The sequence below is a fragment of the Gammaproteobacteria bacterium genome (genome assembly GCA_016716465.1).
Classification (GTDB): domain Bacteria; phylum Pseudomonadota; class Gammaproteobacteria; order SZUA-140; family SZUA-140; genus JADJWH01.
The window spans coordinates 116876-143756 of sequence record JADJWH010000004.1 but is presented as its reverse complement, the minus strand read 5'-3'; the positions used below and the strand labels follow the sequence as shown (position 1 = coordinate 143756).

General features: G+C 56.0%; 26 protein-coding genes. 16 read left to right on the top strand and 10 right to left on the bottom strand.

Annotated features, from left to right (window positions below):
- The first annotated feature begins 293 nt into the window (after positions 1-293).
- The 4 genes from glyQ to IPM20_08405 are packed head-to-tail and all read left to right on the top strand — an operon-like array spanning position 294 to position 4624.
- The gene (gene glyQ, locus IPM20_08420) at positions 294-1226 is read left to right on the top strand and encodes a glycine--tRNA ligase subunit alpha (protein MBK9131638.1); all 933 of its coding nucleotides are present in this window, start codon (positions 294-296) and stop codon (positions 1224-1226) included.
- Entirely contained in the window at positions 1223-3316 is a 2094-nt protein-coding gene (locus IPM20_08415; protein MBK9131637.1) for a glycine--tRNA ligase subunit beta, read from the top strand. The genes glyQ and IPM20_08415 overlap by 4 nt, the downstream gene beginning before the upstream one ends.
- A 20-nt stretch (positions 3317-3336) precedes the next feature.
- Entirely contained in the window at positions 3337-3885 is a 549-nt protein-coding gene (gene gmhB, locus IPM20_08410) for a D-glycero-beta-D-manno-heptose 1,7-bisphosphate 7-phosphatase (GenBank protein MBK9131636.1), read from the top strand.
- Positions 3886-3889: 4 nt separating this feature from the next.
- Positions 3890-4624, top strand: a complete 735-nt coding sequence (locus IPM20_08405) for a 1-acyl-sn-glycerol-3-phosphate acyltransferase (GenBank protein ID MBK9131635.1) — start codon at positions 3890-3892, stop codon at positions 4622-4624.
- On the opposite strand, the gene rsmA is transcribed toward IPM20_08405, so the two are convergent.
- From rsmA to lptD, 4 genes are all read right to left on the bottom strand, one after another.
- On the bottom strand, positions 4604-5395 hold the full coding sequence (rsmA, locus tag IPM20_08400) for a 16S rRNA (adenine(1518)-N(6)/adenine(1519)-N(6))-dimethyltransferase RsmA (protein ID MBK9131634.1): 792 nt from the start codon (positions 5393-5395) through the stop codon (positions 4604-4606). The two genes, IPM20_08405 and rsmA, sit on opposite strands and share 21 nt — an antisense overlap.
- A 4-nt stretch (positions 5396-5399) precedes the next feature.
- Entirely contained in the window at positions 5400-6380 is a 981-nt protein-coding gene (gene pdxA / locus IPM20_08395; GenBank protein ID MBK9131633.1) for a 4-hydroxythreonine-4-phosphate dehydrogenase PdxA, read from the bottom strand.
- Positions 6381-6434: 54 nt separating this feature from the next.
- Positions 6435-7706: a peptidylprolyl isomerase gene (locus IPM20_08390; GenBank protein ID MBK9131632.1), complete on the bottom strand. Its 1272-nt coding sequence runs from the start codon at positions 7704-7706 to the stop codon at positions 6435-6437.
- 64 nt (positions 7707-7770) lie between these two features.
- Complete coding sequence (lptD, locus tag IPM20_08385) at positions 7771-9993, bottom strand: LPS assembly protein LptD (GenBank protein MBK9131631.1); 2223 nt, start codon at positions 9991-9993, stop codon at positions 7771-7773.
- Between the two features lie 560 nt (positions 9994-10553).
- On the opposite strand from lptD, the gene IPM20_08380 reads away from it, so the two are divergent.
- Positions 10554-11354 (top strand): HDOD domain-containing protein, encoded by an 801-nt coding sequence (locus IPM20_08380; protein ID MBK9131630.1) that lies wholly within the window; start codon positions 10554-10556, stop codon positions 11352-11354.
- A gap of 67 nt (positions 11355-11421) precedes the next feature.
- Here IPM20_08380 and moeB read toward each other — a convergent pair whose 3' ends face one another.
- The 3 genes from moeB to IPM20_08365 form a co-directional block, all read right to left on the bottom strand.
- Positions 11422-12591 carry a molybdopterin-synthase adenylyltransferase MoeB gene (gene moeB / locus IPM20_08375; GenBank protein MBK9131629.1) on the bottom strand — a complete coding sequence of 390 codons (1170 nt, stop codon included), beginning with the start codon at positions 12589-12591 and terminating at the stop codon, positions 11422-11424.
- Positions 12592-12794: 203 nt separating this feature from the next.
- On the bottom strand, positions 12795-13577 hold the full coding sequence (locus IPM20_08370; GenBank protein ID MBK9131628.1) for a HesA/MoeB/ThiF family protein: 783 nt from the start codon (positions 13575-13577) through the stop codon (positions 12795-12797).
- Between the two features lie 30 nt (positions 13578-13607).
- On the bottom strand, positions 13608-14546 hold the full coding sequence (locus IPM20_08365; GenBank protein MBK9131627.1) for a hypothetical protein: 939 nt from the start codon (positions 14544-14546) through the stop codon (positions 13608-13610).
- Positions 14547-15201: 655 nt separating this feature from the next.
- Here IPM20_08365 and moaA point away from each other — a divergent pair.
- The 9 genes from moaA to IPM20_08320 all read left to right on the top strand — a co-directional run bounded on the left by moaA (position 15202) and on the right by IPM20_08320 (position 22201).
- A complete protein-coding gene (gene moaA / locus IPM20_08360; protein MBK9131626.1) occupies positions 15202-16323 on the top strand; it encodes a GTP 3',8-cyclase MoaA in 1122 nt (373 codons plus the stop codon).
- Between the two features lie 61 nt (positions 16324-16384).
- Entirely contained in the window at positions 16385-16876 is a 492-nt protein-coding gene (gene moaC / locus IPM20_08355) for a cyclic pyranopterin monophosphate synthase MoaC (protein MBK9131625.1), read from the top strand.
- A 49-nt stretch (positions 16877-16925) separates the two neighbouring features.
- The gene (moaD, locus tag IPM20_08350) at positions 16926-17159 is read left to right on the top strand and encodes a molybdopterin converting factor subunit 1 (GenBank protein ID MBK9131624.1); all 234 of its coding nucleotides are present in this window, start codon (positions 16926-16928) and stop codon (positions 17157-17159) included.
- Positions 17160-17162: 3 nt separating this feature from the next.
- Entirely contained in the window at positions 17163-17636 is a 474-nt protein-coding gene (locus IPM20_08345) for a molybdenum cofactor biosynthesis protein MoaE (protein ID MBK9131623.1), read from the top strand.
- A gap of 294 nt (positions 17637-17930) precedes the next feature.
- Complete coding sequence (locus IPM20_08340) at positions 17931-18725, top strand: DUF4198 domain-containing protein (GenBank protein MBK9131622.1); 795 nt, start codon at positions 17931-17933, stop codon at positions 18723-18725.
- A gap of 39 nt (positions 18726-18764) precedes the next feature.
- The gene (locus tag IPM20_08335; protein MBK9131621.1) at positions 18765-19502 is read left to right on the top strand and encodes a hypothetical protein; all 738 of its coding nucleotides are present in this window, start codon (positions 18765-18767) and stop codon (positions 19500-19502) included.
- Between the two features lie 75 nt (positions 19503-19577).
- Positions 19578-20222, top strand: a complete 645-nt coding sequence (gene cbiM / locus IPM20_08330; protein MBK9131620.1) for a cobalt transporter CbiM — start codon at positions 19578-19580, stop codon at positions 20220-20222.
- Positions 20223-20264: 42 nt separating this feature from the next.
- Positions 20265-21053 (top strand): cobalt ECF transporter T component CbiQ, encoded by a 789-nt coding sequence (gene cbiQ, locus IPM20_08325; GenBank protein MBK9131619.1) that lies wholly within the window; start codon positions 20265-20267, stop codon positions 21051-21053.
- Between the two features lie 38 nt (positions 21054-21091).
- Positions 21092-22201, top strand: coding sequence for an ABC transporter ATP-binding protein (locus IPM20_08320; GenBank protein ID MBK9131618.1), 1110 nt, complete (start codon positions 21092-21094; stop codon positions 22199-22201).
- An 83-nt stretch (positions 22202-22284) separates the two neighbouring features.
- On the opposite strand, the gene IPM20_08315 is transcribed toward IPM20_08320, so the two are convergent.
- Genes IPM20_08315 through IPM20_08305 form a run of 3 tightly spaced genes read right to left on the bottom strand, consistent with a single transcriptional unit; the run spans position 22285 to position 25269 of the window.
- Positions 22285-24762 (bottom strand): copper-translocating P-type ATPase, encoded by a 2478-nt coding sequence (locus tag IPM20_08315; protein ID MBK9131617.1) that lies wholly within the window; start codon positions 24760-24762, stop codon positions 22285-22287.
- Positions 24763-24775: 13 nt separating this feature from the next.
- Positions 24776-25069 (bottom strand): metal-sensitive transcriptional regulator, encoded by a 294-nt coding sequence (locus IPM20_08310; GenBank protein MBK9131616.1) that lies wholly within the window; start codon positions 25067-25069, stop codon positions 24776-24778.
- Positions 25066-25269: a cation transporter gene (locus tag IPM20_08305; GenBank protein MBK9131615.1), complete on the bottom strand. Its 204-nt coding sequence runs from the start codon at positions 25267-25269 to the stop codon at positions 25066-25068. Before IPM20_08305 ends, IPM20_08310 begins: the two co-directional genes overlap by 4 nt.
- A gap of 318 nt (positions 25270-25587) precedes the next feature.
- Here IPM20_08305 and nikR point away from each other — a divergent pair, with 318 nt between their 5' ends.
- The gene (gene nikR / locus IPM20_08300) at positions 25588-26049 is read left to right on the top strand and encodes a nickel-responsive transcriptional regulator NikR (protein MBK9131614.1); all 462 of its coding nucleotides are present in this window, start codon (positions 25588-25590) and stop codon (positions 26047-26049) included.
- Between the two features lie 131 nt (positions 26050-26180).
- Positions 26181-26804: a histidine phosphatase family protein gene (locus tag IPM20_08295; GenBank protein ID MBK9131613.1), complete on the top strand. Its 624-nt coding sequence runs from the start codon at positions 26181-26183 to the stop codon at positions 26802-26804.
- Positions 26805-26881 lie beyond the last annotated feature (77 nt).

The following is a 26881-nucleotide window of genomic DNA, read 5'->3' as shown; positions in this document are numbered from 1 at the left end:
GTTGATGTTGCCAGATGCCATTACATCGGCACGCGCTTTCTACGCCTTAGCGACCAGGTCTCATTTTGCCCAAGCCGGTCCGGCGCGCTTGCGGGAAAAAGGCCGCAGTTGCTACCATGCGGCGTCCGAATCGGCCCAGCGGCGGGCTCAAGGCATGCCGGGCCTTGCGGGAGCAGGCGTCCCGTGCGGGCGGTTCTTGGCCGCGATGTCAATCCGCGCGGCCGAACGCTATACTGCGGGGGCGCCAGTGCGCCGGTATTTTCCGCTCATCAGATTCACTGACCGAGAGTATGATGCAAAGCCCTGACATATCGACCTTCCAGGGATTGATCCTCGCGTTGCAGCAATACTGGATCGCCAGAGGCTGCGTATTGCTGCAACCCTACGACATGGAGGTCGGCGCCGGGACGTTCCATCCCGCCACGTTTTTGCGCGCGATCGGTCCGGAGCCCTGGAGCGCGGTGTACGTCCAGCCCTCGCGTCGGCCGACGGACGGGCGTTACGGGGAGAATCCGAATCGCCTGCAGCATTATTACCAGTTGCAGATCATGCTCAAGCCATCGCCGCTGGACCTCCAGGAGCTCTATCTCGGCTCGCTGCGGGCGCTGGGGATCGATCCGCTGGTGCACGATATCCGCTTCGTGGAGGACAACTGGGAGTCGCCCACGCTCGGAGCCTGGGGGCTCGGCTGGGAGGTCTGGCTGAACGGCATGGAGGTCACGCAGTTCACCTATTTCCAGCAGGTCGGCGGACTGGATTGCCGCCCGGTGACGGGCGAGATCACTTACGGGCTCGAGCGGATCGCCATGTATCTGCAGGGCGTTGAGAGCGTCTACGATCTGGTGTGGTCGAAGAACGGCCCGGCCGGAAGGGTGACCTATGGCGATGTCTACCATCAGAACGAGGTCGAGATGTCCGCCTACAATTTTGAACATGCGGATATCGATATGTTGTTCTCCTGGTTTGATGACTGTGAATCCCAGAGCCGACGGATGATCGAGTCCGGTTTGCCGCTCGCAGCCTATGAGTTGATGCTGAAATCGTCCCACGTCTTCAATCTCCTTGACGCTCGTCGTGCGATCAGCGTGACCGAGCGGGCGCGTTATATCGGCCGTGTGCGCGCCTTGGCGGAGGCGGTTGCGGGCGCGTACTACGAACGGCGCGCGGCCCTGGGTTTTCCCCTTTGCGGTACGTCGTCCAGTAACGCTCCGGAGGATGGCGGGTGAGCGAACATTACGACCTGCTGTTCGAGATCGGCACTGAGGAGTTGCCGCCCAAGGCGCTGCGTTCGTTGAGCGAGGCGCTCGGCGAGGGTGTGCGCGCCGGGCTCCGCAAGCTGAACCTGGGATTTGAGGATATCAAGGTGTACGCCACGCCGCGGCGGCTGGCGTTTCTGGTGCTCCGGTTGGCCAGTGTGCAGCCGCACACCGTCGAGGAGCGACGCGGCCCGGCGCTGACGGCGGCCTTTGACGGGCAGGGTAACCCGACCCCGGCCGCGCTCGGTTTCGCCCGTTCCTGCGGGGTCACCGTCGATGAACTGGAGACGCAGGAAAGCGGCAAGGGCGCATGGCTGGTGTTTCGCAAGGAACAGCATGGCCGCCATGTGCGCGACCTGCTGCCTGATCTGGTTCGCCAGCAGATCGCCTCGTTGCCGGTGCCGCGGCGCATGCGGTGGGGTGATCTCGACGACTCCTTCGTGCGTCCGGTGCACTGGCTCGTCCTGCTCTACGGGGAAGAGGTCCTGCCCTTGCGCCTGTTTGGGCTGGAGGCCGGACGCGAGACCCGCGGCCATCGCTTCCATCATCCCGGCAAGCTCTATTTGTCCGCGCCAGCCGCGTACGCGCCGCTGCTGGAGACAGAGGGCCGCGTCATCGCCGATTTCCCCGCCCGGCGCGAGGCGGTGCGCGCGCAGGTATTGGAGGCGGGGATCGCGGCAGGCGCCGAGGCGGTAATCGACGCGGCGCTACTGGATGAGGTTACGGCGATGGTCGAATGGCCGGTCGCGGTGCGCGGCGGATTCGAGCGCCGTTTCCTCGAGGTTCCGGCCGAAGCCTTGATTTCCGCCATGAAGGGGCATCAGAAATATTTTCATCTCGTCGATGGCCGCGGCAATCTGATGCCTGCCTTTGTCACGGTAAGCAACATCGAGAGCACGGACAAGGGCGTGGTGCAGGCGGGCAATGAGCGGGTTATCCGTCCGCGGCTCAGCGATGCCATGTTTTTCTGGGAGCAGGATCGCAGGCGGACGCTCGCATCACATTACTCGGCATTGGAGCAGGTGGTTTTTCAGCGCCGTCTGGGCACCCTGCAGAAGAAATCTGAACGGGTCGCCGCGCTGGCCGCGGCGATCGCGCGTGATCTGGGTGGTGATGCGCGCCGCGCCGAGCGTGCCGGTCATCTGTCGAAATGTGATCTGATGACCCAGATGATCGGGGAATTCCCCGAACTGCAGGGCGTCATGGGCGGTTACTACGCGCGCCATGATGGTGAACCCGATGAAGTGGCGCAGGCGCTGCAGCAGCAGTACCTGCCTCGTTTCGCCGGCGACCACTTGCCGTCCACACTGACGGGACAGGCCCTTGCCGTGGCCGACAAGCTTGATACGCTGGTCGGTATCTTCGGTATCGGTCAGCCGCCGACAGGGGACAAGGATCCGTTTGCCCTGCGGCGGGTTGCCCTCGGCGTTCTCCGTATCATGATCGAGGGGAGACTGCCGCTTGACCTCGTTCGGCTGCTCGACGGGGCGCTGGAGATTTACCGCGATCAGGGCCAGGATCTGGATTCCCACGCAACGGTTGCCACGCAGGTCTATGGATTCATGATGGATCGTCTGCGTGCCTACTATCTGGAAGCGGGGATGAATATCGAGGCCTTCGAGGCGGTGTTGGCGCGCCGTCCGGCGCGGCCGCTGGATTTCGACGCCCGAGTGCATGCGGTCGTGCGTTTCCAGTCGATGCCCGAGGCGGCGAGCCTCGCGGCGGCGAACAAACGCATCGGCAATATTCTGCGCAAGGCTGAAGATGATATCCCGGGTGAAGTTTCCAGCAGTTTGCTCAGTGAGCCCGCGGAACAGGCGCTCGCGGTCGCCATGGCGACCTGCGAGAAGGTGATCGCTCCGCTCGCCGAGCGGGCGGATTACAACGGTGTTCTGACGCATCTGGCCGGTTTGCGCGGCGCGGTGGACGCCTATTTCGATCAGGTGCTGGTGATGAGCGAGAACGTTGCCGTGCGTCGGAACCGCCTCGCCCAGCTGAGCCAGCTGCGCGGGCTATTCATGCAGGTTGCTGACCTCTCATGCCTGTTCAACCAGGCATAAGCCCGGACGGACGGCTCGCGATGCGCCTGGTGATCCTCGGTCGCGACGGAGTGATTAACGAGAGGCGACCGGACGCCATCCGCAGCGCCGATGATTGGCAGCCGATTGCCGGCAGCCTGCGCGCCATCGGCCGCCTGACCGCCGCACAATTTCGTGTCGTGGTCGCCACGAACCAGCCGGGAATCGCGGGTGGAGCGCTTGATGGCGGCATGCTCGCGCGTATCCATGCGAAAATGAACGGTGAGGTTTCACGCGAAGGCGGCCGCATCGAGGCAATCTTCTATTGTCCGCATGGCGTTGATGAAAGTTGCCAGTGTCACAAACCAGGGCCGGGACTGTTGCTCGATGCCGCGAAACGCCTGGATGTCAATCTGGCTCATGTTTCCTTTCTCGGCGACTCAATAGATGATGTCGCTGCCGCGCGCGCGGCTGGCGCGCGCCCTGTCCTGTTGCGTACCGGCAATGGCAGGCGGGCGGAAAATGAGGTGGCGGGGGCGGCGGATGTCGAAGTGTACGATGACCTTGCGGCGGCGGCATCCGCTCTGATCGCGCGGCACGGCGCGGATTGATCCCGTGCTGTTTTTGCGCTCGCTGCTCTTCGCTCTTGGCATGTGGTTGTCGACGGTGGTTTTTGCGCCACTTGCCGTACTCACCTTTCCATTTCCATTCACCATCCGGTATGCCTTCATTACACGGTGGGCCCGATTCAATCTTTGGTGGTTACGGCTCACCTGCCAGCTCGATTACCAGGTGCACGGCCAGGAGAATATCCCCGCCGGAAACGCCATTGTCTTTTGCAAACACCAATCGGCCTGGGAGACCCTGGCCCTGCAGAAAATTTTTCCTCCGCAGGTCTGGTTGCTGAAACGGGAACTCCTGTGGGTCCCGTTCTTCGGCTGGGGGCTCGCGATGCTCGAGCCGATCGCGATTGACCGGGGTGCCGGGCGCAAGGCGGTGGAGCAATTGGTCAAGCAGGGCAAGGAACGACTGAACGACGGTCGCTGGGTCGTGATTTTCCCAGAGGGTACCCGCGTTTCCCCGCGACAGACCGGTCGTTATGGAATCGGTGGAGCCGTGCTCGCGGCGAAGAGCGGATATCCGGTCGTCCCGGTTGCGCACAATGCCGGCGAATTCTGGCCGCGGCGCGGTTTCATCAAGCGGCCCGGTAGGATCTCGGTGGTTGTGGGTCCCGCGATCGAATCCCGCGGGAAGACCGCTGAAATGATCAAGGAAGAGGCGAAAGAATGGATCGAGCGTAATACCCGGAAGCTGGAGTCGAGCGTCGGTTCAGGCGCTTCGGTCGCTTAATATCGCCTCGCTCAATCGGATGAAGTCCGCCAGTTGCAGCTGTTCGGCCCGCAGATTGGGATCGACGTCAGCCGCCGTGAAAGACGCGTTCGTCGCCAGTCCTTTGAGCGCATTGCGCAGGGTCTTGCGCCGATAGGCGAACGCGGTGGCGACCAGGCGTGAGAAGGCGAGGTAATCCCCGGCCACGATGTCCGGCCTCGCATGAGGCGTCAGCCTGACGAAGCTGGAGTCGATCTTGGGCTGGGGGTCGAATGCTCCAGGTCCGATGGTAAAGAGCCGCTGGACCTGGCAATGATACTGCACCATCACGCTGAGCCGGCCGTATTCCCGGCCGCCTGGTTCAGCCGCCATGCGATCGACGACTTCCTTCTGCAGCATGAGATGCATGTCTTTGATGCACTCCAGTTGATCAATGAGGTGGAACAGCAGCGGCGTGGATATGTTGTAGGGCAGATTGCCGACCACGCGCAGTTTACGGCCGTCGCCAGCCAGGGCGCGGACATCCATCTCGAGCGCATCGGCGTTGTGGATTCGGAAGACGGCATCGGCCGGGGCGTCGATCTGCTCCAGATTCGCGATCAGGTCACGATCGAGCTCGATTACGTCGAGATCGATGCCACGAGCCAGGAGCGGCACGGTGATGGCGCCCAGGCCGGGTCCGATTTCGACCAGATGATCGCCGGGTCGCGGGTCAATCACCCGGACGATCCGTGCGATCACATCATGGTCGCGCAGGAAATTCTGTCCGAAGCGCTTGCGCGGACGGTGCATTACCTTAACCTGCGGGCGCCGACCGGGCATTGCGCGCCATTTCGACGGCGGCAGATATCGCGGCATCCAGGCTGCCGGCGTCGGCGCGGCCTGTGCCGGCCAGTTCGAGCGCCGTGCCATGGTCCACCGAAGTGCGGATGATCGGCAGACCCAGGGTGACGTTGATCGCCTTGCCGAAGCCCATGTGTTTGAGTACGGGGAGTCCCTGGTCGTGGTACATGGCGACGACCGCATCGATCTCTGGGAGGTCGGCGGGGAGAAAGGCGGTGTCGGCCGGTTTCGGGCCGATGATGTGCATGCCCTCGTTTCTCAGGGCCGCGATGACGGGGTTTATGGTCTCGATTTCTTCCCTGCCCAGATTTCCGTCCTCTCCCGCGTGCGGATTCAGTCCGCAGACGAGGAGGCGCGGGGTATCGATGCGAAAATACCTGCGCAGGCCATCCCGGGTGATGCGTAATGTCGCCATGACCCGCTCGCGCGTGATTGCGCTGAATATGTCCTTGAGTGCGAGGTGAGTGGTGACCAGTGCGACGCGCAGGCCTGGGGTCGCCAGCATCATTACCACATCCTTCGTCCCGGTGATCTCGGCGAGGAATTCCGTGTGGCCGGTGAAGGGGATTCCGGCGCTGTTGATTGCGGCCTTATTGACCGGACCGGTGACCATGGCCGAAAACTCGCCCAGCGCGCATCCGTGGACCGCCCGTCTCAGGGTCTCCAGTATGTAGGCGGCATTTGCCGGGTCGGGCTGGCCGCAGACTTTGCTGCGCGCGCAGCGCAAGGGGAGTATTTCCAGCGTACCGGCCGTCATGGCGGGCGCAGCGGCGCCGGGCTGGTATTCTTTCAGAGTGAGGTCCAGTCCGAGCCGGCGCGCGCGCGCGCGCATGAGATCCGGGTCGGCGATGACGACAATCGGGATAGGCAGGCCTCGCTGGCAAGCCTGAAGGCAGATATCGGGGCCTATACCCGCCGGTTCTCCCGGCGTCAGGGCTATGCGGGGTGTTTCACTGTTCACGGTGCCGGGCGTGAATTACTTTGGAATCTATAAGCGGTATTCGACATAAGCTTCGTCACGCAGACGTCGCAGCCATTCATCGGTGCCTTCTTCGATCCTGCGCTGGTAGATCGCGTCCCGTGCCTTATCACGGGTGAATTCTTCCGTATCGTCGTATTCGCGCCGCTCCTGTACCTGGATCAGGTGCCAGCCGAAGCGTGTCTTGACCGGATCGCTGATCTCACCCGGGGAAAGCTTGTCCATCGCGGCCTCGAAGTCTGGAATCATCTGGCCCGGCTCGACCCAGCCGAGATCGCCACCGCTGGAGGCGGTGGCCTTGTCCTCGGAGATGTTCCGGGCTACAGCGGCGAAGTCTTCGCCGGCGACAATGCGCTGTCTTGCATCGGTGAGAATTTCCTTGGCCTTCTCGTCGGTCGTCAATGCGCTCAATCGCACCAGGATGTGGCGCGCCCGGGTCTGGGTGACGATATGCTGCTGGCCGGTGCGATGGTCGAACAGCTTGATGATGTGGAAGCCGCTGGGGCTGCGCGTCAGGTTGCTGATCTCGCCAGGTTTCATGCTGGGGACCAATTCGGCGAACAGGGTGGGGAGCTCGCCCGCTTTGCGCCATCCCAGGTCCCCCCCGTTTAAAGCCTGCTGTCCATCGGACGAGGAGATGGCAATCTGGTGAAAGTCAGCGCCCGATTTCAGCTGGTTCATAATCTCCTCTGCGCGGGACTGGGCGAGCTGTATCTGCTCCGGGGTGGCCGCTTCCGGCAGGGCGACCAGTATGTGGCCGATATGGTATTCGTCGGACCCGTTTCCCTGGCGACGCTGGGTAGCGAGGAAGCTATCGACCTCCTGTTCGGTGATGTTGATGCGGGAGTCTACGTATTGCTGCCTCAGGCGCCGCAGGGTGATCTCCTTGCGAATGTCTTCGCGGAATTTCACAAAATCGAACCCGTCGTTCTGCAAGGCGTTGCGGAATTCTTCCAGCGTCATGTTGTTTTGCGAGGCTATACCGCTGATTGCCTGATTGAGGGTTTCGTCGTCGATGCGAATACCGTTGCTTTCTGCGAGCTGGAGTTGAATCTGTTCCAGAACGGCGCGTTCAAGTATCTGCTTTTGCAACGTCGCTCCGGAGGGCATTTGCATCCCCTGCCGGCGTAATTGGAGTTTTACAGTCTCTATCCTGTCGTTGAGTTCGCTTTCCGTGATGACGTCGTTGTCTACGATAGCGACAATCCGATCAATGGCCTGGGGGGTGTGGTTCTCGTCGGCGCTCCAGCAAAATGCGGGGAGCAACGCCAGTAACAGCATGGAAAACAACGGGATCCGATATGTCTTCAGGACAGAATCGGGAGGTCTGGTGCCTGGCAATATTCTATTTTTCATATCCTAGGATGCCCTGTTCCAATACGCTTTCGAGGCTGTTGCCAATGCTGGTCAACCCCTTCAGCTCAAATTGAATATAAAGGTTCTTCCTGGTTTCACCCAGGTCGTCATTGACGTAGCGGCGGTTGACAATTTGGGTGCGCCAGCAGCAGCTTTGATATTCCAGTCCGGCCAAAGTTTCCAGAGCCCGGTGATCCAGCAGGGAATAATTGTAGCGGCCTATGATATTCCAGCGCCTGCCCACAGGCCAGAGTAAAGAAATGTCGGACTGCCTTATGGTCGGGTCCCGGTAGCGATAGGCAATATTGAAAATACTGCGTGAGTCTGGCGTGTATTGCAGCTGGATGCTTCCCTTGTCGATTTCGTGAGATTCCTCGTCCCAGCGCACGTCGAGTCTGGTGTCGAGGTTCGGTAAGAGTGATGCGACCGATTCCGCCACGAGATCCGATGTTTTGTTCTCTTCTGGTTGATTGTTCAGGCTGACCTCGCGATCCTCGAAATACAGGATGTGGCCTATGCTGGCGCGCAACCGTTCCTTGCCCGTTTCCTTCTCGAAGAAGCGCGTGGTCAGGGCCAGGGTCAGTTGGTCGGCATCTCCGATCCGGTCGCTGCCGGTGAATCTGTTGTCACGAAACAGTTGGCTGTAGCTGAAATCAGGCAGGGCGGTGTCGAACAGCGGGATATCCGCCTGGTCACGAAACGGACTGTAAAGGTAGAACAGTCTGGGTTCGAGCGTATGTATCATCGGCGTTATGCCCCAGCGGGTGTCTCTTTCGAGAAAGATTCCACTGTCCATAGTGAATGAAGGAACAGTCCGGCTGATATGGGTTTCGCCCGATATGCTGTCCTCGTTAAGGGAATATTGCGTATGCCGCAAACTGATCGCCGGTGTGACAAACGTGGCAGGTGATCGGAGCGGGTAATCGATGCTTGGCATCAGGTCGATCCTGCTGCCTGAAATCCGGGTGTCATGTCTGAAATCAACATATTCGCCGGAAAAGTTGTAATTGAGTGTGCCGTCCTCATCCGGTCGCGTGGTTCCGAGAAAAATCTGAGGCAGGCGCTGATATGGCCGGCTATTCTCGGAGATGGTGTCGTCTATTGTTTGGTAGTTTTCCAGTCGAAGGCTGGAGGTCCAGATGTCGCTCTGATAGTCGAGGCTTGCTATCTGACGCAGATGAGTAATGCTGGACAGACTCAGGCTGTTGCCAAGATCACGAAAATATCCAGTGTCCGATACGTGGGCGAAGCTGACGCTCGAGCTGAGTTGGCTAGTGTAGCGCGATCTATCCTGAAAGTTGACGAGATTGCGATTCCTGTTGGCGATGTTGTCGTCGGGGAGATACTCCAGGCCGAGCTGGCCGCGACCGATCGTGTTCAAATAACGCGCCTCGCTTTTTATCATGGTCCCGCGTTTGGATATGAACCGCGGTTCCAGCGTGGCATCGAATTGCGGCGCGATATTTATGTAAAATGGCAGGCTGACTTCCGTTCCATTATCATCCGAATGGGCGTAGCTGGGCGGGAGGAATCCGGTTTTTCTCCGCTCGTCGATTGGAAAGCTGAGATAAGGAAAATAGAAAAACGGAACACGCATGAATGAAAGGCGGATGTTTTTCGCGGTCCCTATGCCGTCTTCCTGGTTCAGGCGCAACGTGCTGGATCTGAGCAGCCAGGCATCATCTCCGATGTCACAAGTCGTGTATGTGACCCCGTGTAGAACAGTGATATTTCTGCTCTCTATCGTTGCCGATGTTGCAGTGCCACGGGCATGTCTTGAAGAAAGATCATAGCTGGCTTCATTGATGATTCCCGTGTTTCTGTCGAGGGATACTTCCGCCTCTGCGCCTCTGATGGCCAGATCTTGCCTGAAGTATTGGATATTTCCGTCCGCGTGCAGTTGGTCCGCACTCCTGTGATAAATTGCCGAATCGGCACGCAGATACTGGTCGGCCTGTCTGGCATGAATGTCCCCGTGCAGAATCACGGTGTCGCGGTCCGGCGTCTCGGCTTCGTCGGCGGTGATGACGGTGGCGTCATCATCCCGTGCGTCGGGGACATCGGATGGTAATGCGATATCGCTGCGTGGCCTGCAGAGTGACCACTGATCTTCATCTGCAGCCGCGTCGCATAATGCCGGGATCAGCGTTACAAGAAGCAGGAGGCAAATCCGGGTGGAAAACGTTTTGCGCGCATGGGGCGATGAGCGCATGAGCTCTTTGGTACACCGGGCTCGATACATGATTAAGGTTGTGGTCGTAGCATTGCTCTGAGCTGGATAAGAAGTTGAATCCGGCGCCTGGAGATATTGTTAACTTATTGTCTGCCTGAAATTTATTATTGATTCGGCAGTTATTTTTTATGATTTGGTGTGGGGTGTCAAACTGTCATGCGTCGAATACGGGGATGTGCCGTGCAAGGGTCCGCGATTTCCCGTGCGGCTTTGTGACAGGGATCTCATGCAAGTCGCGACCCGGATCAAAAATCACAGAATGATTTTGGATTTCACGCGCTCTTTAACCGATACTCTCCTATAGAATTTTGTGTGCCAACGTTGATGCGATACAGGCTAGAGGGCTCAATGCCGGAAGAATTTTCGAATCAGGAATGCCTGGAGGAAGGGGCGATATGAGCATGCCTACCGCACGAGTGAGGCCAGCGGATAGCACGCAATCCGTGCCATCCAATTCCGTTCCAGCGAGAGATAACGAGCCGTTGTTGGACATTCGGGCTCGTATCAGGCGGTTGGAAAAGCTGCCGCCGATGCCGGAGATGACGCAGAAGATTCTGCGTCTGAGCGCGAAGCCCGATGCCGACGTCAAGGAGCTGGTGGAGGTCGTCGAGCTGGACCCCAGTCTTGCGTCCCAAGTGATGCGTTATGCCAGTTCCCCGTTTTTCAGTTATCAGGGAAAGGTTGATTCGGTACATACTGCTATAACCCGGGTGCTTGGGTTTAATACGGTTATGAATCTCGCTTTGGGCGCGACCGCGGCGCGGCCGTTCAAGGTAGCCCGAAATGTGCCGCTCGGACTCGATGCCTTCTGGCGCCATGCAGTGTACAGCGCGGCCTTGGTGCAGGCCCTGAGCAGTGCGGTGCCGAAGGAGATGCGCCCCCCGGCAGGCATGGCGTATCTTGCCGGGCTTTTGCACAATTTCGGACATTTGCTGCTGGGCCACCTTTTTAAACAGGAATTTCTGATTCTTAATAAATTCATCAGTAAATATCCAGACAAGCCCGTCGAACTGATCGAGCAGCGGGTGTTGGGCACGGATCACGGTATGATCGGGGCCTGGCTGATGGAGGCGTGGCAGTTGCCTGAAGAGATCGTGATTGCGGTTCGCGAACATCACAACGAGAATTACCTGGAGATCCATGCTGTCTATCCCCAGTTGGTCTTCCTCGCGGACAGGTTGCTGAAGGGATACGGCATCGGCGATGCCGTGGACACCCAGGTGCCACCGGCATTGCTTGATGTTCTTGGAATAGGCGAGTATCAGGCTATGACGATAACGGCGAAAATTATGGAAGGAGGCGAGGGGCTCGATCACATGGCCTCGGGCTTTGCCTCATAAAGCCCTGGTTCTTTCGTTAAGGGTCGGGCCGGGACCGGTTACAGACATGGTCCCGGCCCTTCGCATTTCAGGCGTTAGAAGCGCATACCTCCGCGTAGTCCTGGTATCCGGGGAAGACGGCGCCCTCACTGCAATACCGGCATTTGGGGTTCTTCTTGACCTTGAGCTCTGTAAACCGGCCCGACAGGGCATCGTAATGCAACATGCGGCCGACCAGCGGGTCGCCGAGGTCGAGTAGTATTTTGATCGCCTCGATTGCCTGGAGCAGACCGAAGATACCCGGCATGACTCCGAGTACGCCCGCCTCTGCGCATGACGGAGCGAATTCCGGCGGCGGTGGTTCGGGGAACATGCACCGATAACAATTGCCGTGCTGTTTATCGTACGCGGGCCAGAAAACGGTAATTTGCCCTTCAAATCGATAGACTGCCGCATGGACATTTGGCTTGCCCAGCTTGACGCATGCGTCATTGATCAGGAAGCGGGTGGCCAGGTTATCGGTCCCGTCAACGACCACATCGTATCCGGACAGGATTTCCTCCACGTTGCTGCTGTCGAGATGGGTCCGGTAGCCGATGACTTCGATCCCGGGGTTCAGTGCCTCAAGCGCAACGCGGGCTGATTCGACCTTTGGCATGCCGACGCGGGCATCGGTGTGCAGGATTTGCCTTTGCAGGTTGCTGCGGTCGACGACATCGTGGTCGACCAGGCCGATAGTGCCGACGCCGGCCGCAGCAAGATAGTACGCCGCGGGCGAGCCGAGCCCTCCCGCGCCAATCAGCAATACTTTGCTATCGAGCAGTTTGAGCTGACCGGCTTCGCCGACATCAGGCATCAGTAAATGGCGCGAATAGCGCTCGCGCGCCTCGGTGTCCAGAATGCGTGGGATTTCGAATGGCTGCCCCAGATTTTTCCAGCGGCTGAAGCCGCCTCCGACGGAACGGACATCCTTGTAGCCAAGGCGCTTAAGGGACTCTGCCGCGAACAGGGAGCGAACCCCGCCCGCGCACATGACGAGCATGGTCCGATCCAGATCGGGGATCATATCCTCGATTCTCAATTCCAGAAAACCCCGCCCGAGACGGTAGGCGCCGACCGGGCTACCTTGGGCCACTTCCTCCGTATCACGCACGTCTACGAGGGCGGCGCCGTTTCGGCTAAGAGTAAGGGCTTCTTCGGGGGATACTTCCGGGATAGCGTCGCGAAGTTCTGCAAGTCTTCGATCTTTGGCCTTCATCTAAACCTCCAGCCCGTGATTGATGGGATCGAACCGGGAATGCAATGCAATACGATACGTATGGACCCGTATGTGACGGTTCTAAGTCGGGTTTATGCCTGATGCAGCGTCAAAATTATAACTCAAACGGATCAGGTTCGCATCAGGACACCGGGTTCCCCGATAGCAGGGTATCGACCTTTCGGTTATGAGAGTTAACTGGATTACTGCATTTCAGCCCGGATTAGCGGGGCTACAGCGGGTGTACAGCTTTCGCACAGAGGGTCCCTGGTGAATCGGGATTGCCGACATTCCAGGGTGGCGGCGTTAATTTGTAACAGCCGACCCTGAAGCGTGAGTCCTGTTCCGACCAGAAGTTTCAATGCTTCGGCGGCCATGATGCTGCCGATAATACCTGTCAGTGGGGCAAATACCCCGATTTCACTGCATGAATCCATGCCATCTCGGGCTGTCCGATGCGGGTAGAGGCAATTCAGGCAAGGCCCCTCTTCGTGATCGTTCCTGAAGGTCGTTGCCTGGCCATCGAAGCGGGTGGCGGCTCCCCACACAAGGGGGGTCCGCGTATCAACGCAGGCGCGGTTGATAGCGTAACGGGTAGTGAAATTGTCACTGGCATCGATGACCACATCGACGCGGTCGGCATACTGCGCGAGTTCGGCAGCGGTTAATCGGCGTTCGATTGTATGGATGTCGATGCCAGGATTGATTGCATGCAGGTGTTCGCGCGCGGATTCCGTTTTCTGCCGGTTCTGATCGAGCGTGGTATGAACGATTTGCCTCTGTAGATTGCCGAGATCAACGGTGTCATGATCGTTGATGATGATCTCACCGATCCCGCTGGCGGCAAGGTACAACGCAGTCGGCGAGCCCAAACCCCCGAGTCCGACAAGCAACACCTTGGAAGCGATCAGTTTTTCCTGCCCGGAGAGATCAATCTCCGGTAGCAGGATATGTCGACTGTAGCGTTCTAATTGCTTGTCGTCCACGCACGGGTTCGCCGCGGCAGGTCAATCGTATCAGGCGAATGTGTAAGCATAACAACAAGACTGCGGAGTGCGCCCGTCGTCAGCCCAGCCGCCCAGCAGATATATGGAGTTATTGATGACGCCTATCCCGGTGGCTGCGAGTGGCTGGGGTATCGGCGGCATCATCCGCCATTCATTTTGCGAGAAATCGTAACAGGCGCAGTGATCGCTGATTCCGTCACCGCTATATCCACCGAAAATGAAGAGGTGATCGGCGACCTGGCATGCGGATGCTCCCGCCGCAGTCCATGGCAGGGTCATTTCCTCGCGCGACCATTTGCCGGTGGAGGGATCGTAGGTCTCGATGTGATCAAAATTGTTGAAACCCTGCGGCGTGAAGGCGACCCCCCCCATCGTCATGATACGGTCATTTACAACGACAGCATCAAGGGCAAATCTTGGGGTGGGCAGTGAGGCAATCTGCTCCCATTTGCCGGTACGCAGATCCAGCCGTTCGCAGAAATCAAAGCCAGGATCGGTTTTGGGTCCCGATAGGGTGGCGTCCGGGTGGTGACCCCCAAGTATATAAATGTGGTTGTCGAGCAGGGCTCCCGCCGGATAATCATGCGGCATGATCATGTCCGGGCCCAACTCCCACGCATTGGTGTCAGGATGATAAATCTCAGTTGTTCTGAGGAATCGGAAGGTTCCATTTTCCTGTTTGAAGCCGCCACCGATGATATAGATGGCATCACCTACCGTAGTGGCAATCGCGCCGGAGCGCAGGCTGGGCATGTCGGCGCCTCTTTCCCAAGTGTTTGTCTTGGGATCAAAGATGATGACGGAGTTCTGGCTTTTGAAGTTCGGTCCACCGCCTCCAAATCCATAGATCTTGTCACCATAGCTGGCCGTGGGGCAGTGTGAGCGGGCGGTCGGGAGAGACGGTTTGGCTTCCCATTTGCCTTGGTGATATGCAACTGATTTTTTCATGTGGGGTTCTCGTCGAGGGATGGAGGCGACTTCAATTCCGGAGTGTTAAGAATTACAGGTCGTCTCGGATGAATGTGACGGTTTAAGTTCTTTTAGATGGTCATACAAAAGATCTCGTGCGTTGGTCCGATAATACTAACTCAAGCCAGAAAAACCAAAACCGCAGTTATTCCTATTTTTTAGATTATTTGTATGAATTTGTTGCGATATGGAAGGTTAATGCCGGGGTTTAATGTATGCCAAAACCGGGCGCACGGTTCTGACCCAGAATTTCGTATTATGTAAATTTATGTTATTCTTTTACAAGTCTTACAGGTCTGTCGAAGCAGGCGCGCACAGCGGGTGTAACCGCGTTAATTGTACCTGATTCGAGGATCTCGCTATGCAAGGGCATGCAACATGGGGCGCATATTGGCCGTCAGTGCTTCGACCTGCCCCACTCACCTCGTCAAGGATGGCTCTGTTGTCTGTTGTAACAGACACGGTATTCAACGTTTTTCGAACTACTCAGGGACGGATTTTAGAATAACGCTTGCGGATGCCATCCAGGAGTATGCGACCAGTGCTCCTGATTTCAGTGCTTTAAGGTGAATGACAGACGATAAAACTGTTTGGATACTCCAAAATAAGCAAAAGCCGTCGAGGAGATATAGGTATGCTCAACAACTCTCTGAACCAGAAAAAGTCGTATGGGGCATTCGCCGGTGAGCCTGCATCGTTACCACAAGAAAATCCGCCTCTGAATCCGCTTCCTCCTCTCCAAGATCGCCATGGCCGCACATTCGACTATGTGCGTATCGCTGTCATCGAGCAATGCAATCTGCGCTGCACTTACTGCATGCCGGAAGAGGGCGTGAAGTTTAAAGAAAAGGATATGGTGCTTCGCACGGATGAGATTCTGCGCGTTGTCGAGGTGTTGGCGCGCATGGGTGTCAGGAAGATCCGCTACACCGGTGGTGAACCCACTGTCCGTCCGGATATCGTGGATATCGTGGCGCGCACAGTCAAAACCCCGGGTGTCAAGGCGGTACATTTGACGACGAATGGGCTCTTGTTCCCCAAGTATGCGAAAGATCTGCGTAATGCTGGTTTGACGGGGGTCAATATCAGTCTCGATTCCCTGCAGGCCGATAAGTTTGAATCAATCACGCGGCGTTCCGGTCTTGAGAAAGTGCTGGAGAGTATCGATCTTGCCGTTGAACTGGGCTTTCCGAGAGTCAAGGTCAACGTTGTGCTGATGCGTGGTTTCAATGAGGATGAACTTATCCCCTTCTGCGAACTGACCAAAGATCGTCCGATCACGGTGCGCTTTATCGAATTCATGCCCTTCGATGCCCATCAGATTTGGGAGTCGGGCGAGCATTTTGCCAGCGCTGCTGATCTATGCGGACAGATCGAAACCTACTACAAGGGGAACGGGCTTCAGCCTTCGAGCGGCACCAGAACAGAGCATCATGTATACCAGGTCCCTGGGTATGCGGGAAAAATCGCGGTCATCCCGGCATTTACCCGCAGCCTTTGCGGCAACTGTTCACGTATTCGTGTCACCGCGGACGGAAGCATCATGAATTGCCTCTATTCGGAAGAGCCGTATCTATTGAAAGACCTGATCCGCAATGGCGCCTCCGATGATGATGTGGTAGCGCTGTTCCGCAAGGCGTTCGACGAGAAGCATAAAGACGGGTTCGAAGCGAAAAAGGCGGCAAGTGTTGCGGCAAAGATCAACGTTTCGGATATTTCGCGTTCACGGGCCAGCATGACACAAATTGGCGGCTAGTTTTCTGGTCGGCAGAACACACTGTAGCGTAGACATCGAAAACGAGGGAAGAAAGACAGCCATGAGCTATAACGATCTGACACACTTTAACGCCAGCGGCGAGGCCCACATGGTCGATGTGGGAAACAAGAACGTCACAGTCAGGGAGGGTGTTGCCGAAGGTCGTATCTACATGCAGCCAGAGACCCTGAAGAAGATCATGGAAGGGTCCCACAAGAAGGGAGACGTACTGGGTATCGCACGCGTCGCAGGCATCATGGGGGCAAAGAAGACGCCCGATCTTATCCCCCTCTGCCACCCCATCCTGATCACGGCGGTAGATGTCGAACTTGTGCCGGAACCCGAGAAGAACGCGGTGTATTGCAAGGCTGTTGTCCGTTGTGGCGGGCAAACTGGTGTCGAGATGGAGACTTTGACTGCGGTTCAGGTCGCCCTTCTGACCATCTATGACATGTGCAAAGCGGTGGATCGTGGAATGGTGATTTCAGAGGTTGGGCTGCTGGAGAAATCCGGTGGCAAATCGGGCCATTGGCGTCGTTCGGCCAATGCCTGACAGACGGCTTCCTGTTACTCAAATCGATTTATGAATTAGGGGTATCGATATGGATCTGAAGGTACGGTATTTTGCGAGCCTGCGTGACCGCATGGGACGCTCGGAAGACAAGGTCAGCATTGATCAGGGCAAGGTAACGGTGGCGGATCTGTGGAAAAAGGTTTCGAATACCCCTTTGCCGGAAACTATTCTGGTCGCTGTGAACATGGAATACACAGATGCGGCTCATGAACTCAAGAGTGGTGATGAAGTCGCGTTTTTCCCACCGGTTACGGGAGGATGATGTATGAAGGTTTTTATAACCAAAGACGTCTTGGATCCGTACAAAGAGATCTCTGATTATGAAGCAACCGCCTTGCCTCCCGGTAAACACGGCGGTGTAGTTTCCTTTGTCGGCACGATGCGCGATTTCAACGACGGGCAGGATGTCCGGGCGATGAATCTCGACTACTACCCGGGAATGACCGAGCACCATATCGAGCGGGTTTGTCAGGAAGCGATGCACGAGTGGGATGTGATGGACTGTCTGGTTGTGCACCGAGTTGGTGAAATGGTACCCACTGACCCGATTGTCCTGGTGGCGGTCTGGTCCGCGCACCGCAAGGATTCGTTCGATGCCTGCCGTTATATCATCAATTATCTGAAAGAGAGCGCCCCGTTCTGGAAGTGTGAAGTTACCACTGAAGGAAAGAAGCACTGGGTCGAGAAAAACTCGGATGACCCCGGAGTCGCCAAGCGGGTGGTACGTAAATCAGCGTAAGCTTACGCTGATATTTTTATCTTGTGACTTCGCCCCCTTATAGCGGGCGAAGTCTCTTCCTTCCTCAATTTTTCCTTGGTTCTCGGAAGTGCATAACCAAATACAGCTTGACTGGTGATTTATAGCGGTTAAAATATTAAATGTTATCCGTAAATAATACGGATTACTTCATATCCTCAGGCTTTATCAATAAAACCATAGAGTTGGGCCGTTGTTAAATATACCATCACGGACCAAGATCCACGCGCTGCAGATCCAGTAATCAAAAATCCTTCTATTCAGGAGCACACTCTAATGAGAGATAAAAAAATGAAATTGAGCCTTTTCATGGGCGGTTTGGTGGCTATAGGGGTTGTCGGTACGGCCTCTGCTCACTTTCAAATGATCATTCCGTCGGACGACATGGTTCGCCAGGATGAAAATCGCAACCTGGATATCGACGTGATGTTCTGGCATCCCTTTGAAGGTCATGGGATGGACATGGTCAAGCCCGCCCAGTTCGGTGTGCTTGTCGGCGGCGAGAAAAAAAATCTGCTGGATAGCCTGAAGGCAACCAAATACAAAGGACTGGACGGCGAGTCGCATGACGGATTCAAGGCGTCCTACGCACTGAAGTCCCCCGGCGACCATACTTTCTATATCGAGCCAAAGCCTTACTGGGAGCCGGCCGAGGAGTCATTCATCATTCACTACACCAAGGTCGTGGTAAATGCCTTCGGATTAGAGGAAGGCTGGGGTGATGAGGTCGGGCTCAAGACCGAGATATCCCCCCTGACACGTCCATACGGCATCTACGCCGGTAACGTATTCCAGGGCGTCGTCAAGGTCAACGGGAAGCCGGTTCCCTTCACCGAGGTAGAGGTCGAGTACTACAATAAGGATGGCAAGCTCAAGGTGGAGGCCGATCCCATGATTACCCAGGTGGTCAAGGCAGATGCCAACGGTGTGTTCACCTATGCGATGCCTCGGGCCGGCTGGTGGGGCTTTGCTGCGCTGAACGAAGATGAGAATACCATGAAGCATGACGGCAAGGACTATCCGATCGAGATCGGTGCCGTGCTGTGGGTTCGCGCCCATGACATGAAGTAGGTTTTATGTAATAATTCTCACATGTCGTATGAGGTTCTCATGTCTACTTTCACCGATCCGATGAAAGGAGCAGGAGTCGATGACGCGCCCCGGCAACTGGGCGCGTCCTTCAGTTCATTTGATCTCCGCTTCCTGTTGGTGCTTTCCGGGATTTTTATCCTCAGTCTGGCCTCCAGTCATGCCTATGCGCACAAGGTGAACATGTTTGCCTATGTCGAGGGCAACAAGGTCATGATGGAAGGGTATTTTGCTGATGGCAACAAGCCGATGAACTGCGATGTCATCGTTACCGATCCCGACAAGAACGTTCTAGTCAAGGGTTTGACGGACCATAATGGGAAGTTTTCTTTCGATATCCCAAAGATCACGGATCTCCGTATCGTTCTCAATGCCGGGATGGGGCATCGCGCGGAATTCCTCATTTCGCGCGATGAGCTGAGCGGGGTCAGCCCGACTGTTGTTTCGGAGGCGGATTCGAAGACATCGGAGGGTCACAACGAGGCACCCGTTATAGGTGAAGCGGCGACGGAGGAGGCTGCCCCGTCACCACCCGGATCCGTGAGCGCCAGCGAGGCGGTGGTTCGCAAGGCGGTTGCGGAGGCCAATCTGCCCCTGATGCGAGCGATCGAAGAGCTGAAGGAGCGCGCGGGATTCGCGAACATCGTTGGTGGCATAGGCTTTATCTTCGGCATTGTTGGGATATTGTTCTACGTCAAGGCCCGGAAGATGCTGGACGGGACTGGCTCCCGGTCTTCGTCTTCAACTGCAGCGAAGTAAATTTTTCCTCCGTTTCACACTGGAGTTGCCGATAGACTCAGAATCCAACCTTCACCACGGCACTGGCAGGATCCTATGCATATTTCAGAAGGTGTATTGAGCGCCCCGGTATTGATCACCGGATTTGTCGGTACCGCTGTGCTTGCCGCAGCTACCATGCGCAAGATGGACCTGGAGGAAATTCCCAAGATCTCCGTGATTACCTCAGTGTTCTTCGTTTCGTCCCTGATCCATGTACCCATCGGGGTAACCAGCGTGCATTTGATCCTGAACGGGTTGGTGGGCGTGATCTTGGGCTGGCGGGCCTTTCCCGCAGTCTTGGTCGGTCTGGTGTTACAGGCCATCCTGTTCGGTCATGGCGGAGTTACCGTCATCGGCGTGAACAGCCTGATGATGGGTGGAGGAGCGTTGGTTGCCTATATCGTATGGCAACAACGTTATCGCTTTTCATTCAAGCGCAGGGAATTCATCTTCGGGGCGCTGGCGGGAGCCACTGCAGTTGGAGTTTCCGGCATTATTCTTGCGCTGGCGCTGGCGACCACCGGCGAGGCTTTCCACGCGGTGGCGGGTGCGGTGCTGTTAGCGCATATTCCGATCATGATTATTGAGGCGGGTGTCGTGGGTGCCTGTGCCGAGTTCTTGAGTCGTGTCAAACCCGATATCCTGGCCGGTCAACGGTTAGCTCAGAGCGCTTCGGCTGGTCCGGATGCGGCGACCTGAAGAATCCGCGCTTCCATATCCTGACTTTTCTCCGGGGATCATATGGCCTTAGATATAGATCGATACTCAAGTATTGATTCATCGATCAGTCGTTGGGACCCCCGCTTCAAGGTTTTTTCCCTGGGGGTACTGATAATTTCCATCGCGCTACTAAAAACCATACCCATGGCCTTTGTCGCGCTGATCATCGCTGCGATTGTCATCGGGATGAGCGCCTTGCCGCTGCATTTTATCTCGAATGGCTTATCGTTCATCCTGGTTTTCCTCGTCCCGTTCTTTTTTATCATGCCCTTTAGCTATCCGGGTGAGGCAGCATTCCACGTCTTGGGCCTTCCATTCGCATGGGAAGGCTTGAGATATGCGACGCTGATCTTCACGAAAGCCCTGGCGATCGTTCTCATTTCATTCTCCATCTTCGGGTCAAGCAGATTTGATGTCTCGATGATCGCGCTGCAAAAATTGAAATGCCCCAAGATCTTCGTTCAGATGCTGCTGTTCACGTACCGTTATACACATGTCTTTTTGGAAGAGATGCATCGCATGCATACCTCGATGCATTCCCGCGGTTTTGTCGCGGGCGCTAATGCTCAGACATTGCGGATTTACGGGAATTTCATCGGGACCTTGCTGGTGCGCAGCTTTGAACGTACGGATCGGGTGTATAAGGCCATGTTATCCAAAGGCTATCAGGGTGAATTGCACTCCATGGTCAAGTTCCATTCCTCTTTCCCGGACGTTCTCAAGGGATTGATTGTGGTAGGATTGTCATTGGTCTTGCTGCTTTCGGATTATGGTGGGATCTTCAAGGTCGCTGAACGGGGCTGGTATTAGCATAACAAGCTCATCCATTTTTATTTTGTGAGGATAGGATGTCAGAACGCGTCCTGATTGAAGCCGATAATGTGCACTTTGCCTACCCGGATGGGCATAAAGTCCTGAAAGGGATTTCCTTTCGGATCAGAAAGGGCGAGAAGATCGCTTTGATTGGTCCGAATGGCGCGGGGAAGTCCACCCTGATGAGCCATCTGAACGGGGTGCAATTGGCCAGTTCGGGACGTATCGTCATCGACGGGCTAACGGTCAGCAAGGACAATCTGAAAGAAATCCGCCGCAAGATCGGGATTGTGTTTCAGGATCCCGATGACCAGCTCTTTTGTCCGACGGTATACGATGACGTCGCATTTGGCCCCTTGAATCTCGGCTTGCCGGAACACGAGATCGCCTTGCGTGTCCAGGAGGCATTGTCCGTGGTGGGCTTGGAAGGATTCGAGGAGCGTTCCTCGTTTCATCTCTCTTTCGGCGAGCGCAAACGACTGGCTCTGGCAACGGTATTATCCTATCAGCCCGAGATCCTCGTGTTTGATGAGCCGTCGACCAATATGGATCCGATGAATCGCAGAAATCTTATCAATTGGCTCAAGAACACGGATAAAACCCTGCTGTTGTGTACACATGATCTCGATATCGCCCTTGAAGTATGCAGCCGTTGCCTGTTGCTCACGGACGGCCGCATTGAAAGCGATGGCCTGACTCAGGAGATCCTCTATGATCGGGGCCTGCTCGAGAAGAACAAACTCGAGATGCCTCTCGCGCTTATGACCCATGAGCTTCTGCATGATATCCTGGCAGAACAAGAGATGGACGAGGAACACCGCAATATCATCGGGAAATTCCTCCATGCCCATCGTCATGTCCATGGATCCGATGCGCATATCCACGTGCATCTACATGCACATGAACACGGCCATGAACATTTGCATGAAAAAGTCGATGAGTCACATTTCCATGAGGTGGATGCGCATTCTCACGCGGACCCCCATGATCATATAGCTGTACCTCACTCCCATAGGGACGAGCATGAGCATCACACACATGATCATGGTCATCACCATCACCACGATCACGATCACGATCACCAACACGACCACGATCATGACCACCAGCATGGCCATTCCCATGGCCACGATCATAAGCGGTGAGTGAGGCTGGTGTTAGGGTAGTCGTGGCGTGTGGTTGATCGTCCGGGACCCGTGGACGCCGGTTCCCTGCCTGAGAAGCCCTCTCAGTGAATCGCCAGGGTTGGTTTGAAGCTCCGCAGTCTCAGGCTGTTGCTGATAACGAGCAGGCTGGAGAAGCTCATCGCCGCGGCAGCTAGCATGGGATTGAGCAGTTGGCCAGCGACCGGATATAAGGCCCCTGCCGCGACTGGAATCAAGGCTGCATTATAGGCGTATGCCCAGAACAGATTCAGGCGAATTGTGCGCAGAGTCCGGCGCGAGAGGGCTACGGCATTAGCGATTGCGCGCGGATCGCCACTCATCAGGATGGTTTCTCCCGTTTCAATAGCCACATCGGTTCCCGTCCCTATCGCGATGCCGATGTCCGCTTGGGCAAGTGCCGGCGCGTCATTGATTCCATCCCCGACGAACGCTACACGATGCCCATCGGATTGCAGCCGTCGTACTTCTTGCGCCTTGCGATCCGGGGGGACTTCCGCCAGGATGCGCTGAATTCCCACTTGTCTTCCAATGGCACTGGCGGCGAGTTGATTATCGCCAGTAATCATGGCGGTCTGTATACCCATGGCGTGAATAGCCTCGATGGCCTCAGGGCTGCCGGCTTTGAGCGGGTCCGCGACGGCAAAGACTCCGGAGAGTCGTCCGTCTATGGCGATGTACAGCGGTGTTTTCCCTTGTGCAGACCATTCGTCGGCCATTTGCGCGGAGTTGCAAGGGACGCCAATCAGTTCCATGTAGCGTTCAGCCCCGATTTGAACCAATTTGCCGGCTACGCCTGCCGCTATGCCGAATCCAGGTTGCGCGGTAAATGAATCGGGCTGCGGGAAGAGGATTCCGCGTTTCTTCGCTTCGGAAATGACGGCGTAGGCAAGCGGGTGTTCGCTATGGGATTCCGCCGCCGCGACAAGCATGAGCAGATTCTCCTCATCGGTGTCGATGGCGAGAATATCAGTCAATTCCGGTTGTCCCCTGGTTAGGGTTCCGGTCTTGTCCATGAGCATGACATCAATGCCGGCAAGGGTTTCCATCGCGGTTCCCTTGCGAAAAAGAATCCCGAGTTCCGCAGCCTTTCCGGTGCCGACCATGATCGCGGTAGGAGTAGCCAGGCCCATAGCACAGGGGCATGCGATAAGCAAAACGCTTATTGCGGAGACAAAGGCATAATTCAAGGAAGGCTGCGGTCCGATGGAGAGCCAGACAAGAAAAACCACGGCTGATATTGCTAGCACGGTCGGGACAAAGATTCCGGCTATTTTGTCAGCCAATTGCTGGATAGGTGGCTTGGACGACTGCGCCTGCTCAACCAGTTTAATGATGCGGGCGAGCGTGGTTTCCGCGCCGATACGGGTCGCCGTGAACGTGAAGGAGCCCGTCTTATTAATTGTGCCACCGACGACTTCGCTGCCGACATGTTTCTCGGCCGGTATCGGCTCGCCAGTGATCATCGATTCATCGACGTAGCTCCACCCGCTTTCTATCACCCCGTCGACGGGAATGCGTTCGCCTGGACGTATCAGGATTTGATCCCCTTTGATAACTGCGTCGATGGCAATTTCGACTTGCTGGCCATCGCGGAGTACCAGTGCCTTCTTGCTCTGAAGTTGCGCAAGTTTCCTGATTGCGTCTGATGCCTTGCCCTTGGCCTTGGTTTCCAGGAACCGGCCGAACAGTACGAGGGTTATGATCACTGCAGATGCCTCAAAGTACAGATGCCGGGTGCCAGAAGGAAATATATCCGGTGTCAACAACACCAGCGTGGAATAGATCCAGGCCGCGGATGAACCCAGCATGACCAGTGAGCTCATTCCGGGATTGATATGTTTCAGCTCCGCCCAACCCTGCCGGTAAAATCTTCGGCCGGCGAGGAACTGTACTGTCGTCGCCAGCATCAGTTGAATCCAGTTAATGATGCTGCCGCCAAGGTTATCCATATGTCGGGCCTCATCGAGGCCCGGGAATATCATGGGTCCCATGGCGATAAATGCCAGGGGAATGGTAAAGCTCGCTGCTGTGGTGACTTCCATTTTCAACGATCTCATCTCATCTTCAAGGAGATGATCGTTGATATCATTGCCGCCCGCCTTCGTCGTGTCCTTATCCTTGAGGTGGTAGCCAATGCCGAAAATCGACTTGCGCAGGCGCGCTTCATTAGTCATTTCGGGGAGAAAACTGACATTGACCTTGCCCGTCGCGAGATTGGCGCTGGCGGAGAGTACCCCGGGGATAGCGGTGAGTGTTGATTCGATACGCCTTACGCAGGAAGCGCAGCTCATGTCAGTGACCAGTAGCTCAGTCTCTGCGGTAACCGGAGTGTATCCAGCATCGGAGACTGCGTTGATAATATCTGCCAATTCAACGGGTGTGCCGGGAGTGATCAGAACCTTCTCTGTAGCCAGATTGACCGTGGCATCCACCACCCCCGGCTGCTTTTTCAGGACATTCTCGACCCGACGTACGCAAGAAGCGCACGTCATGCCCCTGACGCCGAGGGATATTTCTTGCCTACTGTCGGAATGATTCATAGCTTGCGATTGGTCAGCGGTATTTCAGGATTTCCATAAGTTCGTCAATGATCTCGTTGGCGTCCCCTCTGTTTTCCGCTGTTACCACATGATCATGCAGGTGGCTGCGTAGGACGATATCTCCGACCTTGACCACTGCGCCGTCAACCGCCCTGATCTGCTTGAGCACGTCGATACAATAGGCCGAATCGACCTCCAGCATGCGGATGATTCCTTCTACATGCCCTTTGATGGAGCGAAGCCGTGCAACCGCCTCTGCTCGAATCGCGGGATTCAACTGTAAGTTCTGGTGGCAGGTTGCTGTCATATGACCTCGGCTGAATAGCCTGCCTCGCGCACGGCGGAGATGATGGCCTGGGGTTTTGGGGAGCCTTCTATGACGGCGGTTCCATCCTCGATACGGACTTCTTTGACTCGCTGTACGCCGGGTACCGCGCGCAGAGCTTTTTCAACCGAACTGACGCAGTGATTGCAACTCATACCGGTAATTTTGATGATCATGGTCATTTCCTTTTATATCACCCCGGGTGGGGTGGGGTATAAATCATTTTCCCGATTTTCCTGGGATAGGACAAGACATTATATTTATCTTTTAATAATCATTTGGTTATATGCAGCTATCCCCTGGGGAGATGTCGAGATTAGGTATTCATGGAGGCGAGGTCTGTGCGCGCGCTTATTTTTATGGTCCTGAGAGTTCATACTATGTATGCCATTCTTGATTGAGATATTCTTACCTGATCAGTAACCTTTGTGCGGGAATCTCGTGCAGGCGTTTTTGCAAAGCCAAAACATCAACTTAATTAACTATTAGGAAGACCGATAATGGAACGCATCACGATGTCGCTCGATTCTGTACTGGCAGATTTGTTTGATAATTTCATTGCTGAACATGGTTATACCAACCGTTCAGAGGCGATGCGGGACCTGATCCGACAACAGCTCGAAAAGGAACAACTGGAAAAATCGGGGGACGGGTACTGTGTCGCGACCCTGAGCTATGTGTATAACCACCACGAATTGGAGCTTGCCAGCCGTATTACGCGAGTTCATCACAACCATCATGAGCTTACGCTTTCCAGCATGCATGTCCACCTGGATCATGACAATTGTCTGGAAATCACGATCATGCGCGGACCAGTCAGTGTCATCAGGAATACCGCAAACGCGATCATGGCGGAACGAGGCGTTCGGCACGGCAAATTGAACATGGTGCCGATCGATATCAGCGAGATCAGCCATTCTCATGGCGGGCAACCGCATGTCCACAGCCGACCTTTGACCTGAGACACGGATACGCGCATAGAAATTTTGTGTTTATGCGCCTTTATGGCGCAGAATTTGCGTAATCTTATCCGGTCTGGCAATGAGTGCCAGATTGCCATTTCCGTTATTAAACTGAAGGCACTGCTGGCGGTATGAGAGAAAAGGAAAAAACCACAACTGTCATATTCGTCCGTCACGGACAGGCGGACTTTCCGCATGACAGACTTTACTGTGATGAGCGTGAGGATCCGCCGCTAACCCCTGAGGGGTTGTCGCAGGCCCAGCGCGCCGCCGCCCTGCTCGAAGGGCAAACAGTCGATCTCATTTACAGCAGCCCGATGCTGCGAACTCGTGCGACGGCGGAACAGATAGCCGCTCGATGTGGTACCCAAGTGATTTTTGACCCGAAGCTCAAGGAGCGCCCGTTTGGAATCTGGGACGGACTGTTTTTTGACGAGATCGCCAGAGAGTATCCGGAACAGTTCCAGTCGTGGAAAAAGGATCCGGTGTCGTTTGTCCCTGAAGGCGGGGAGCCCATCCATGCGCATATGGAGCGCGTGAAAAGCGCTCTTCAGCAGATAATCGACGCTCACCGAGGACAGCGCATCGTAGTAGTGTCACATGTCGGCCCGATACGGATGTGCCTCACGGACGCCTTGCAGATGCCATTGACCTCCTACCGACGCCTGACGATCGATTATGCCTCCGTGACGAGGGTCGATTATGGGAGCAGGCAGAACAACCTCGTTTATATGAATATCTCAGGGAAGGTATGAAGTAGATTGTCGATGACTGTCGAGATCTGGTGGGGAGTCGGTTTTTGGGTTTTGAGTTGTTTTTCCGATTTCATGAC